Below are 11,166 nucleotides of genomic sequence, written 5' to 3' on the forward strand. Positions count from 1 at the left end.
CCGAGCCGGCCTTGGGGCGCAGTAGGAAACGCCGTTACATGTAGTTCAACGCTCACGGCGGCGTCCGGATGCGTCTTCCGGATTCAAATGCTCTCGATGGGTGGAATCCGTAACATCAGGCCGGGTGGATGTGTGGAGACCTACACATCCGGGCTTCATTCGGCGGAGTTGCGGCGGTCAAGGCGGTAGCGCTGCATCTTCTCGTAGAGCGTCTTTCGCGAAATTCCGAGCTCTTCATAGACGGGCTTCAGCGCGCCGCCATGCGCCTGCAGCGCGCTGGCGATGACGGATCGCTCATAGCGCGCGACGCGCTCGGCAAGGCTCAAACCTTCCTGTTCCTCGTCAGGATCTAGCCCGTCGACGCCAAGGCCGAGCACATAGCGGTCGGCGGCGTTGCGCAGCTCGCGGACATTGCCAGGCCAGTCGCGGCGCGCGATCGCTTCGAGGATGTGGGCTGGCGGCTCAACCGGCTCGCGGCGGTAGCGGCCGGCTGCCTCGCGTAGCAGCTGCAGGAACAGGATCGGCACATCTTCGCGCCGCGCCGCCAGGGGCGGCACCTTCAGCGTCACAACGTTCAGCCGGTAGAGCAGGTCGGCGCGGAAGCGGCCCGCTGCCACCTCTTCTTCAAGCTCGATCTTGCTGGTGGCGATGAAGCGAATGTCTAGCGGGATCGGCTCGTTGGAGCCGAGACGGACGATGACGCGATCCTCGATAACGCGCAGAAGCCGTGCCTGAAGGACGAGCGGCATCTGGCCGATCTCGTCGAGCAGGATGGTGCCGCCGCGCGCATGCTCAAACTTGCCGTAGCGAGCGCGGAGCGCGCCGGGAAAGGCGCCGGCCTCATGGCCGAACAGCTCGCTCTCGATGAGATTTGCAGGCAGCGCCGCGCAGTTGATGACGACGAAGGGCCGGTCAGCCCGTCCGCTGATATCGTGCAGCGCGCGCGCCGCGACCTCTTTGCCAACGCCAGTCTCGCCGATGATCAGCACGTCGGCGTCGGTGCCGGCGACGGCGCGCAGGCGATAGCGCAGGTCTATCATCGCCTGCGAGCGACCGGGCAGCCGGCTTTCAAGATCGTCGCGCTTGCCGGCGGCTGCGCGCAGCAGGCGGTTTTCGAGGACGAGACGACGCCGGTCGAGCGCGCGGGCGACGACGTCGGCGAGGTGCTGAGCGGAGAACGGCTTTTCAATGAAGTCGTAGGCGCCTTCGCGCATGGCGCGCACGGCGAGCTGCACGTCGCCATGACCGGTGACGAGAATGACCGGCACGTCGGGATCGATGTCCCGCACCCTGGTCAGCAGCGTCATGCCGTCCATTCCGGGCATACGGATGTCGCTGACGATGACGCCAGCAAAGCCGGGTGTGACGAGATCGAGGACAGCCTCGGCCGAGCCGAGTTCGCGGACGTCGAAGCCGGCAAGTTCAAGCGACTGACAGGTGGAGCGACGGATGTCTTCCTCGTCATCCACCAGCAGCACGGACGGATGTTTCATTCAGCAGCCTCGCGCGACTCGGCGGGGACATCCTGCTGCAGGACGATCTTCGCGATGGTACCGCCCTCGGGGTGCTGCTCCACGGAGAGCGTCCCGCCAAAGTCCTTGATGATGTTGTAGGAAATGGAAAGGCCAAGGCCGAGGCCCTTGCCTACGCCCTTGGTGGAGAAGAACGGGTCGAAGATGCGGCCAGCGATTGCGTCGGGAATGCCGGGGCCGTGGTCGCGCACCGTGATGGCGACCTTGCCCCGGCTGACGCGCTCGGCGGCAAGGGTGATGGTGCGGTTTTCGGTTCCCTCTACCGCGTCGGCCGCGTTGGAGATGACGTTGACGAGGACCTGCTGCAGCCGCACCGCTCCCGCCTTCACCCAGAGCGGCGATGGGCCCAGCTTCACCGCAAGCGCGGCATCGGCGGCTTTCAGGCGCCAGCCGACGATTTCCAGCGTGTCGCGGACGATATCGTCGAGGAGGACCGGCCCCAGCTTCTCGTTCGGCTTGCGGGCGAAATTGCGCAGGTGGCGGCTGATCGAGGCCATGCGCTCGGTCAGGCTGACAATGCGCTGGACGGCTTCCGCAGCTTCGTCCGTGCGCCCGCGCGCGATCAGCAGGCTGGCATTGTCGGCATAGGTGCGGGCGGCGGCAAGCGGCTGATTGAATTCGTGCGACAGGGCAGCCGCCATCTGACCGAGCGCGGCAAGCTTTGCAGCCTGGACGAGATCGGCCTGTGTCTTGCGCAGCGCGCGTTCAGTCGCGCGGCGCTCGGCGACCTCAGCCTTCAGCAGCCGGTTGACGTTGGCGAGGTCCGCGGTGCGTTCGACCACGCGGCGCTCAAGCTCTTCCTGCGCCTCCTGCTGGACCTGCAAGCGCTCGGCAAGCCGCGCCCGCCGCTCGAGCCACACGGCAAAGCCCATGGCGCCGAGCGCGACGAGCAGGACTAGCGCGGCAATAGTTGTCAGCACCTGGGTGCGCACGGAAGCCGTGTCGAGAAGCACCCGTACCGTCCAGTCGGCTTCTGGCATCTCCTCCGTCACCGTCAGGTGCTGGCGTTCGCCCTTGGCGTCGGAGATCGTCAGGAGATCGTGCCCGTCCTGCGAGGCCGAGCGGGTGACGGGAAGCTCCTTGAGGTCCGCATTGGCGTAGCGGCGGGTGGCGGCGGTGCGGGCAAGGCGCTCCTCGGTCAGCGGCTGGATGGCAGTAAACAGCCAGTCCTGCCGGCCGGACATGAAGACAATGCCTTCCGGATCGGTGACGATGATTTCGTAGTCACTGCCGCGCCAGCTGCTTTCAATGGCGTCGAGGTCCACCTTGAAGGCGACGACGCCGGCTATGCCGCCGTCGGTGTGGATTGGTGCGCCGAAATAATAGCCGCGCTTGAGGGAGGTGGTACCAAGGGCAAAGAACCGGCCCTTGCCGCGGTCGCGCGCGTCATAGAAGTAGGGCCGATAGCTGAAGTTTTCGCCGATGAAGGTGGGGTTCTGGTCGAAGTTGGAAGCGGCGATGGTGACGCCGTCATTCAGCATCACATAGACGTCGGACGATTCCAGCAGCGTGTTGACCTGCTTGAGGTAGAGGTTGATCTCATCGACCTTGGCGCGGTCCTGCGGATTTGACACCAGCTCTTTTATGTCCGGGTCGTCAGCCAAAAGTTCGGGCAGCTTTTCGTAGCGGGCAAGCTGGCCGCGCAGCGCGGTGACCGCGAGGCCGAGCGTGTTGTGCCCGCGCGCGGCGGCCTGGTCGAGATAGAGCGAGGTGGCGTAGCGATGGCCGAAGCTGGCGATCAGCAGGCAGAGCACGCACGCCACCGCCCCCAGGATGATCAGATGTCGCCGCCGGTACCGGTTCATGCGCGCCCACGTTCCTCCCGGGACGATCATAGACCGGCTTTTGACGCGGAGTCGAATGGCTTACTGGCGCAGGACGTCGCCCCATTCGGGATGGCGTTTGAACTGGGTCGCCGCAAACGGGCAGAGCGGGATAATCTTCTTGCCGGCAGCGCGCGCGTCCTCGACCGCCTGCGCCACCATCCGCACACCGATGCCCTGGCCGCGGAACTCCTCCGGGACGTGGGTGTGGTCGATGATGATCTGGCTTTCGCCGATGCTGGTGTAGGTCATCTCCGCCTCAGCGCCGTCCGGACCACGGACGACATAGCGGCCCTTGGCCCCGTTGCTTTCGCGGTTGATCGGCAGGTCGTCGGTCATGAGGCGGCTCCTGTCTTGTCGCGGGTGAGGAAGCGCTGGGCCGCCTCCATTTCTGCCGGGCGGACTTCGTGCCCGCCGTCGTGCCAGAGCATCTCGACCGTAGCTCCTTGCCGGGCAAAGTCGCCTGCGAGGCGCTCGGTGACCGGGGCTGGGCAGATCGGGTCGTGCCGACCGGCGGTAATCAGAATGCGTGTGCCTTCAAGCGTGCCGGCAACCTCCGGCTCAAACGGGATCAGCGGGTGCATCAGCACCGTTGAGTCGAACAGGCCGGGGCGAGCGAACAGCACGGAAGCGAGGATGTTGGCGCCGTTCGAATAGCCGAGGCCGACGATAGCCGACGGCTTCTTTTGGTCCCGATGCGCCTCGATGAACGCGGCCATCTTCTCCGTCGCTCGGGCAAGGTCTTCCATGTCGTAGACGCCTTCGCCGGTGCGGCGGAAGAAGCGGGCGGCACCATGTTCGGAGACGTCGCCGCGCGGAGAGACGATGGTTGCGTCCGGCATCAGATGGCGGCCGAGTCCGAGGAACTGGTTCTCGTCGCTGCCGGTGCCGTGGAAGACGAACAGGAGAGGGCCGCCGGGCGCGCCGGCGACCTCCTTGTGAATGAAGCTGTCCCTGGTCATGGTCAGTCCCTGATCGGCTCGAGGTGGCTTTCGAGGAAGCTGCGCAGATGCTCATGCTGCCTCGGCAGCTTCAGCGCCTCGCCGAGATGCGCCGTGTCCTCGTCGCGGTCGAAGCCGGGCTCGTTGGTCGCAACCTCGAACAGGACGCCGCCCGGGGTGCGGAAGTAGATCGCCCAGAAGTAGTCGCGGTCGATGACGGGAGTTACCTGGTAGCCGGTGTCCATCAGCGCCCTGCGCACTTCGAGCTGCTTCTCGCGGTTCTCGACCGCGAAGGCGACGTGATGGACCGATCCCGCGCCCTGCCTTGCATGGTTGATCAGCGGCAGCGTCTCGATGTCGATGAAGTTGGCGCCGTTGCCTTCTCCCTTCACCGCGTAGCGGCGGATGCTGCCCTCGCGGTCGATTTCCTCGTAGTTCATGAACCTGAGGAGCTCGGCAGTGGCGTCGCCGTCCTGCAACCGCATGGCCACGGAATGGAAACCACGGATGGCCTCATCGTTGCCGACGCCGCCATTGGTCCAGGGAGCACGGTTGTCGTCAGCCGTTTCGACGAGGACGAAGCCGTCGCCGTCCGGTCCATCGAAGGCGAGCCGCTTCTCGCCAAAGCGCTCTTCCGGGCGAAGGCCGGTGACGCCATTCTCGACCAGCCGCTGTTCCCAGTACTTAAGCGTGCCCTGTGGCACGGAAAAGGCAGTGACGCCGACTTCGCCAGTGCCGGGCTTGCCGCGCGCAGCATGCGGGAACGGGAAGTAGGTCATCACCGTCCCGGGCGTGCCAACCTTATCGGCATAATAGAGATGGTAGACGTCAGGCGCGTCGAAATTGACGGTCTTCTTCACGCGGCGCAGGCCGAGCTTGCGGGTGAAGAACTCGTTGTTCTCGGATGCGTCGCGGGCGAGCGACGTGACGTGATGAAGGCCCCTGATCTGCTCGAGCATGGTCTGCTCCTTTCTCCTCGCGCCGTCGGATGGCGGCTGTCCCCGCCATATTTCGTGCATTCGTCTCGCGGCGGTAGAGCGGGCCGACGCTAAGGACTGTTCTGAAAAAGTGAACGACTGAACTGATATTGTTCAATACGCCCTGGAGTGACTTCCATACCGGCAATGCTATTGCTGTCGCCGCATGAACTAAAGCGCGAGCGCATAATGTCCACCTCGGCAACCAGACCAAACATCCTCCTCATCACCTGCGACCAGTGGCGCGGCGACAGTGTCGGCCTTGCTGGTCATCCCGTCGTACAGACTCCGAACACGGATGCGCTGGCACGCGACGGCGTCGCCTTCCTGCGGCATTATGCAGGCACCGCGCCCTGCTCGCCGGCGCGCGCGTGCATCTATACCGGCCTCTACCAGATGACGAACCGGGTCTGCTCGAACGGCACGCCGCTCGACGACCGCCACGATAACATCGCCCGCGCGGCTCGTCGCGCAGGTTACGATCCGACGCTGTTCGGCTACACGGACGTGTCCCCCGATCCGCGCCAGCATCATCCGAACGACCCGTTCCTGCGCAGCTACGAAGGCGTCCTGCCGGGCTTCACCACGCGTGTGCTGCTGACCGAGCATCAGAAGACGTGGCTCTCCTGGCTTAAAGCGCGCGGGCACGACGTGTCGAAGGGCTCGCCCGCGATCCACGTCGCACCGGGCACCGAGGGCAAGATCACCAACGCCGCGCCCGTCTACTCCAAGGACGAGACCGAGACGGCCTTCATTACCGACGAGTTCATCCGCTGGCTCGGCGAGCAGGAGGGGGCTGCCCCGTGGTTCGCGCATGTCTCGTTCATCCGCCCGCATCCGCCGTTCGTCGTGCCGGCACCGTACAACACCATGTACGATCCGGCCTCAGGTCCGGGCTTTGCCCGCGCGCAAGGTCGCGACGAGGACGCGGCTATCCATCCGCTGCATGCGCTGGCGATGTCGTCGCAGAAGGCGCGCAACTTCGTGCCGAGCGCCGATGCGAAGGTGTCTGACCTTACCGAAGACGACTTCCGCCTGATCCGCTCGATCTACTGGGGCATGATCACGGAGATGGACTTCCAGCTCGGCCGCATCTGGCAGGCGATCAAGGATGCCGGCATGTGGGACAATACCGTGATCGTTCTGACCAGCGACCACGCAGAGATGATGGGCGACCACTTCATCCTCGGCAAAGGCGGCTTCTTCGACGGCAGCTATCATCTGCCGCTCGTCGTCCGTGACCCTCGCCAGAAGGCACGCGGCGTAAAGATCAACAAGTTCACCGAGGCGGTCGACATCATGCCGACCCTGATCGAGGCGATGGGTATGGAGGTGCCAGCCCATCTCGACGGGCGCGCGCTCACTCCGTTCCTCGCAGGCGAGGAGCCGACGGACTGGCGCGACGCTGCCCACTGGGAGCATGACTTCCGCTCCGTCGAGAGCCGCAAGATGGAGGCGCATTTCGGCGTCGACTCCCGGGGCCTCAACCTCGCGGTCATCCGCACCGAGCGCTACAAATACGTCCACTTCGGCGGCGGGCTGCCGCCGGTCATGTTCGATCTGGTCAACGATCCGCAGGAGACGCGCAACGTCGCCAACGATCCGGCGTACCTCTCGGCGCGCGTCGAACTTGCCGAAAAGCTGCTCGAATGGCGGGCGCGCCATCTCGATCAGTCGCTGGCCCTGTCGGCCCTGACCGACGGCGGCGTCGCCGGCACCTTTGCGCTAGCACATCGCGCCTAAGACAAACGAAAAGCGGGCCCGCATCCTGGAATGCGAGCCCGCTTCAGGTCCGCCGCTCGCGGATTACTGTGCCGGGACTACCAGCAACTGGTCGTCACGATGCTCGGCGAAGGTGCCTTCATCGTAAGCCGGCTGGGCTTCCAGCTGTTCCTGGGTCATCGAAGTGTAGAGGTAATGGTTGCCGTCGCCGTCAGCCATGAAGGCGAGATTGTCCATGCTGACCGCCACCGACTTCTCGCCGACGCCAAGGAAGCCGCCCACATCGACGATCACCGCCTCAACCTTCCCGTCTTGCGACAGGACGACGTCGCTGATCTCGCCAACGTTCTCGTCGTTCTGACCGTAGACCGTGGTGCCGATGATGTTGTCGGCGCTCAGCGAACCGGCATCAACGTCGCTGAGGGTCGAGCGGTCGATAGCGGCAGTCTCGGTGCTGTCGGTGCCAAGATTGGTGGCAGCAGTGTCGTTGGCGGCGCCGGTGGTGGCATTATCGGAGTCGGTCATCGGAGCGGCGGCCGTCGTGTCGGAAGAACCGGCGGCATTGTCCGTACCGGTAGCGGGAGCGGCTGTGTCGGTCGCCGGTGCTGCTGCGCCGGACGACGAGTTTGTTGCTACGCCGATGTCCTGGCCGGTGGCCGGAGTGGTGTTGCCAACCTCAGCGGTCGCATCCTGCGGCGTAAAGGCAGAGCGGTCGAAGTCAGGCAGCGCCTCGAGCGCCTCCTTGTTGGTCGGGATCACGAGCCATTCGTCGCCGTCACGCTCCGCCCATTCGGCAACAGCGAACTCAAGGGCAACGTCCTTCTGGCCGATGCCAAGGAAGCCTCCAACACCCACAACCAGGGCTTCGACCTGGCCGTCCTGCTTGATGACCAGATCGGTGACTTCGCCGATCTTCTCGGCGTCGTCGCCGGTGCCGTTGTAGACGGTCTCACCCATCAGGTTGCTGGCGAGGTAGCCTTCGGCATGCTTGACCTTCGGAGCAGCCTGCTCGGTTTGGGCCATCGGTTCGGTGGTCGTGGTCGCCTGCGCGAATGCGCCGGAGGTGGCGACGAGGGTGGCAATTGCGGTAGTCGCCAAGAGATTGCGGATCATGTTAGAGTCTCCTTGTGCATGTTCCTTTGCACGACCGCGTCCCGGCCAAACTTTCGCAGAGGGAGGCCCGGGGCGCGGCCTTCACAGGTCGACAACGTTGACCGGCCCATCAAGTTCCGCCGCAACTTCAATCGTTCCCGCCATTCGTGCGGAGGAACGAAATGATCGTGGCAACGTTGCTGGCGAATGCGTTTTCAGGTGATCCTCAACAGGGACGGCGGCGCGCTGCGGACCCTTGATCTTGTGCGGTTCGAGGACGAGCTGCGCGAAGCGTTTCAGTCAGCGGGTCACCAAGCTGATGTTTCGATTATCGAGGGCAAGGATCTCGAGGAACACCTCGACCAGGCGCTTGCCAGCAACTGCGACGTCATCATGGTGGGCGGTGGGGATGGCTCGGTGTCGACGGCCGCAGGAAAGCTGATGGGCAGCGACAAGGCGCTGGCGATCCTGCCCGCGGGAACCATGAACCTTTTCGCTCGCAGCCTGGGCATTCCGCAAAACCTCGATCTAGCAGTGGCGGCCTTCGCAACCGGCGTCATTCGCAAGGTTGACCTTGCGACCGCCAACGATCGCATCTTCGTCCACCAGTTCTCGATTGGTCTGCATGCCAAGGTCATCCGCATTCGCGAACAGCACGTTTTCAATTCGCGGATCGGCAAAATCTGGGCGTCGGTACGCGCCGGGCTGAAGGCGATGTTCAGGCCGCCTCGGCTGCGCGTCGAGCTCGAACTCGATGGCGTGGGGATCGGACGAAAGACGGCCGGAATCGGTATTAGCAACAATGTGTTCGGGGAGGGGCATCTGCCCTATGCCGACGATCCGGCAGGCGGGGTGCTCGGCGTCTATGTCACCCGCGCGCGGCGGCCGGGCGACATCTTTCGCATGGCGATCCAGGTAGCGCTCGGGCGCTGGAAGGCCATCGATACGATCGAGGTGATGCAGGCGCATGAGGTAGTGCTGCGCCTGCTTTCCCCGCACAAGCGCTACGGCTGTGCCATTGATGGAGAAATCTGCCCCATCGATACCGTGACGCGCCTGAAGATATTGCCGGGGGCACTCTACGTTCTGGTGCCCTCCGAGGCGCTGTCGGCCAGTTAGTTGGTCGGCGTTGCGGGAGCCGGGGCTTGGCTCGGATCGCCGCCGACGGTGTTGGAAGGCTCGATCGCCTCGCCGAAAAGTTCGACGCCAACCCAGCCGATCGCCACGAGCACCAGCGCGCAGATCAGGATCATCAGAACCGGCCAGCCGCTGCGGCCCTGGCGGGCCTTGTTCGGCTCAATTTTTCTTTCCATGTAAAAAACTCCGGGTGACTAGTGGTCTCCCGGAGTGAATGCGCGGCTCTCACGCTTGTTCCGGCTCACAGCCCCTCGCGGCTCATTTTCCGGCGGCTGCGGGTGTTCTCTCGCCAGATTGCCCAGCCGAGAGCCGCAAGTGCAGGCGCCAACAGCGCCGCCGAGCGGCCCTTGCTGCTCGACAACAGCGTCGGAAGCGCAGCGACCGCAGCTGCGCTCGCAACTGCCGCCATCTCGCTCTGGCGCCGCTGGGCGGCTTTCTTTGCCTTCGACTTTGCCGATAGACGATGGATCAGCAACACCAGCAGCGCGACCAGTACGAATGCGCCGCCGAAGCCAAGCGCCGCTTCAATGGCACCGAATCTGCGCGCCGCGGCAATGAAGGCCGCGAGCAGCAGGAAGGTGACGCCGCACAGCAAAAGAGCGCCGGCGATGATGTACATCACCAGCGCCTTGCGCATGCGGCCAAGCGACTCCGCTGCCTCGCCTGAGACAAGGCCGGTAATGAGTGTGGTCAGCATGGGGCGGCCCTAGCGACGCAGGACCGCGAGGAGGTAGCCAATGCCGGCCGCTATCGCGAGCGCAGTGATCGGCTTCTCGCGCACGGCCTCGGCGATCTGCTGTTCGATTTCGCTGGCGTTGGACTTGAGCGCGTCGATCGCCGCCTCGCCTTTCGCACGCAACTGTTCTGCGCCTTCGCTCGCAACCCGCCGCGCTGCCGAATAGGTATGTTCTCCGGTTCGGGAGAGCTGCTCTGCCAGCGCCGCAACGTCTGCGCGAAGCCGTGCAATTTCGGCTTCCAGGTCGGCTACTGACGTGGTGGTGTTTTCGGCGCCGGCTCCGGCAGCCGCCCGTGGTCCTGTTGCCATTGCAAACTCCTTGACTGCTAAACGGTGATCAACGCACGGGTGAAGCCGGGGTTCCGGCGCCCGCCAACGACAGGCTAGCTCAACGCCGTCGGTAGATGAAGCAAAGAAGAAGGTCGTGCCTCTGCCGGGAGATCTTCAACTTCCGTTGCGTCATCCGAGAATTTATTCTTAATGATCGACAAGCGCTGCCTGCTGCGCCACAACTTAACCCAGCACAGGGAGGCTTAACCCAGCACAGGGAGGCGCTCAGTTGAACACGATGCCGCTGAACGGGCTTCATGTTCTCGTCCTAGAGGACGAGTTCCTGATTGCCATGGATGTGGAGGATCTGTGCCGGGAACAGGGGGCGGCCAGCGTCTCGATCGTCCGTAATTTCAATGATCTCAGGGCGTTCGCCGACGTCAGGATCGACGCGGCAGTGCTCGACGTGATGCTGTCCGGAACGCCAACCTTCGACTTTGCGAAGGAGTTGCGGGAGCAGAACGTGCCGTTCGTGTTTGCCACCGGCCATGCGGACGATGCGCAAATGTTCAGCGAGTTTTCGGGTGTCGAAGTGGTGGGCAAACCCTTCGCCGGTCCCGACCTTATCCGCGCGCTGGAAGCAGCAATCGCCTCCAGTCGCGATATCAGGCTGCACTCGAGCCCATGACTTGGGCCGATATCGAATCGGGGCCATAGTCAGCCTCGCCTGAGACGCCCAAAATTTCCTGCAGGCGGCTGCGCGCGCGGCTGACACGGCTCTTGATCGTGCCGACGGCCACACCGCAGATCAACGCCGCCTCTTCATAGGAAAAGCCGGAGGCACCGATCAGGATGATCGCCTCGCGCTGATCCTCGGGGAGCGTTTCAAGCGCGGTGCGGAAATCGTCGAGGTCCATCGAGCCGTGCTGGCTGGGG

The 11,166-nt window shown here is 64.3% G+C and carries 13 protein-coding genes; 3 read left to right on the forward strand and 10 right to left on the reverse strand.

Going from position 1 to position 11,166, the window contains the following annotated elements; translation table 11 throughout:
* Nucleotides 1-155: 155 nt before the first annotated feature.
* Genes L610_RS18380 through L610_RS18400 form a run of 5 tightly spaced genes read right to left on the reverse strand, consistent with a single transcriptional unit; the run spans nt 156 to nt 5,255 of the window.
* The gene (locus L610_RS18380) at nt 156-1,493 is read right to left on the reverse strand and encodes a sigma-54 dependent transcriptional regulator (RefSeq protein WP_024848821.1); all 1,338 of its coding nucleotides are present in this window, start codon (nt 1,491-1,493) and stop codon (nt 156-158) included.
* Nucleotides 1,490-3,337: a sensor histidine kinase gene (locus L610_RS18385; RefSeq protein WP_051473267.1), complete on the reverse strand. Its 1,848-nt coding sequence runs from the start codon at nt 3,335-3,337 to the stop codon at nt 1,490-1,492. Before L610_RS18385 ends, L610_RS18380 begins: the two co-directional genes overlap by 4 nt.
* Before the next feature lie 60 nt (nt 3,338-3,397).
* The gene (locus tag L610_RS18390; RefSeq protein ID WP_024848819.1) at nt 3,398-3,694 is read right to left on the reverse strand and encodes a GNAT family N-acetyltransferase; all 297 of its coding nucleotides are present in this window, start codon (nt 3,692-3,694) and stop codon (nt 3,398-3,400) included.
* The gene (locus L610_RS18395; protein ID WP_024848818.1) at nt 3,691-4,317 is read right to left on the reverse strand and encodes an alpha/beta hydrolase; all 627 of its coding nucleotides are present in this window, start codon (nt 4,315-4,317) and stop codon (nt 3,691-3,693) included. The genes L610_RS18390 and L610_RS18395 overlap by 4 nt, the downstream gene beginning before the upstream one ends.
* Nucleotides 4,318-4,319: 2 nt before the next feature.
* Nucleotides 4,320-5,255: a ring-cleaving dioxygenase gene (locus tag L610_RS18400; protein ID WP_024848817.1), complete on the reverse strand. Its 936-nt coding sequence runs from the start codon at nt 5,253-5,255 to the stop codon at nt 4,320-4,322.
* Between the two features lie 207 nt (nt 5,256-5,462).
* Between L610_RS18400 and L610_RS18405 the strand changes: the two genes are divergently transcribed.
* Nucleotides 5,463-7,016, forward strand: a complete 1,554-nt coding sequence (locus tag L610_RS18405; protein WP_144706842.1) for an alkaline phosphatase family protein — start codon at nt 5,463-5,465, stop codon at nt 7,014-7,016.
* A gap of 63 nt (nt 7,017-7,079) precedes the next feature.
* On the opposite strand, the gene L610_RS18410 is transcribed toward L610_RS18405, so the two are convergent.
* Nucleotides 7,080-8,108: a PRC-barrel domain-containing protein gene (locus tag L610_RS18410; RefSeq protein ID WP_144706844.1), complete on the reverse strand. Its 1,029-nt coding sequence runs from the start codon at nt 8,106-8,108 to the stop codon at nt 7,080-7,082.
* 186 nt (nt 8,109-8,294) lie between these two features.
* On the opposite strand from L610_RS18410, the gene L610_RS18415 reads away from it, so the two are divergent.
* Nucleotides 8,295-9,206, forward strand: coding sequence for a diacylglycerol kinase family protein (locus tag L610_RS18415; RefSeq protein WP_144705121.1), 912 nt, complete (start codon nt 8,295-8,297; stop codon nt 9,204-9,206).
* Here L610_RS18415 and L610_RS18420 read toward each other — a convergent pair.
* From L610_RS18420 to L610_RS18430, 3 genes are all read right to left on the reverse strand, one after another.
* On the reverse strand, nt 9,203-9,400 hold the full coding sequence (locus L610_RS18420) for a hypothetical protein (protein WP_024848813.1): 198 nt from the start codon (nt 9,398-9,400) through the stop codon (nt 9,203-9,205). The genes L610_RS18415 and L610_RS18420 overlap by 4 nt on opposite strands.
* 65 nt (nt 9,401-9,465) lie before the next feature.
* Nucleotides 9,466-9,921, reverse strand: coding sequence for a hypothetical protein (locus tag L610_RS18425; RefSeq protein WP_024848812.1), 456 nt, complete (start codon nt 9,919-9,921; stop codon nt 9,466-9,468).
* A gap of 9 nt (nt 9,922-9,930) precedes the next feature.
* Complete coding sequence (locus tag L610_RS18430) at nt 9,931-10,269, reverse strand: YqjD family protein (RefSeq protein WP_024848811.1); 339 nt, start codon at nt 10,267-10,269, stop codon at nt 9,931-9,933.
* Between the two features lie 259 nt (nt 10,270-10,528).
* Between L610_RS18430 and L610_RS18435 the strand changes: the two genes are divergently transcribed.
* A complete protein-coding gene (locus L610_RS18435) occupies nt 10,529-10,918 on the forward strand; it encodes a response regulator (RefSeq protein ID WP_024848810.1) in 390 nt (129 codons plus the stop codon).
* Here L610_RS18435 and L610_RS18440 read toward each other — a convergent pair.
* Nucleotides 10,896-11,166: sigma factor-like helix-turn-helix DNA-binding protein (locus L610_RS18440; protein ID WP_246659055.1), on the reverse strand; the 271-nt coding region annotated here is incomplete at its 5' end. The genes L610_RS18435 and L610_RS18440 overlap by 23 nt on opposite strands.

It is taken from the genome of Aminobacter sp. J44, assembly GCF_007829415.1.
Classification (GTDB): Bacteria; Pseudomonadota; Alphaproteobacteria; order Rhizobiales; family Rhizobiaceae; genus Aerobium.

Coding starts and splice junctions, on each gene's coding strand:
- L610_RS18420 (WP_024848813.1), bottom strand. CDS start 9,400: ATGGAAAGAAAAATTGAGCCGAACAAGGCCCGCCAGGGCCGCAGCGGC.
- L610_RS18380 (WP_024848821.1), bottom strand. CDS start 1,493: ATGAAACATCCGTCCGTGCTGCTGGTGGATGACGAGGAAGACATCCGT.
- L610_RS18425 (WP_024848812.1), bottom strand. CDS start 9,921: ATGCTGACCACACTCATTACCGGCCTTGTCTCAGGCGAGGCAGCGGAG.
- L610_RS18410 (WP_144706844.1), bottom strand. CDS start 8,108: ATGATCCGCAATCTCTTGGCGACTACCGCAATTGCCACCCTCGTCGCC.
- L610_RS18390 (WP_024848819.1), bottom strand. CDS start 3,694: ATGACCGACGACCTGCCGATCAACCGCGAAAGCAACGGGGCCAAGGGC.
- L610_RS18395 (WP_024848818.1), bottom strand. CDS start 4,317: ATGACCAGGGACAGCTTCATTCACAAGGAGGTCGCCGGCGCGCCCGGC.
- L610_RS18405 (WP_144706842.1), top strand. CDS start 5,463: ATGTCCACCTCGGCAACCAGACCAAACATCCTCCTCATCACCTGCGAC.
- L610_RS18400 (WP_024848817.1), bottom strand. CDS start 5,255: ATGCTCGAGCAGATCAGGGGCCTTCATCACGTCACGTCGCTCGCCCGC.
- L610_RS18435 (WP_024848810.1), top strand. CDS start 10,529: ATGCCGCTGAACGGGCTTCATGTTCTCGTCCTAGAGGACGAGTTCCTG.
- L610_RS18430 (WP_024848811.1), bottom strand. CDS start 10,269: ATGGCAACAGGACCACGGGCGGCTGCCGGAGCCGGCGCCGAAAACACC.
- L610_RS18415 (WP_144705121.1), top strand. CDS start 8,295: ATGCGTTTTCAGGTGATCCTCAACAGGGACGGCGGCGCGCTGCGGACC.
- L610_RS18385 (WP_051473267.1), bottom strand. CDS start 3,337: ATGAACCGGTACCGGCGGCGACATCTGATCATCCTGGGGGCGGTGGCG.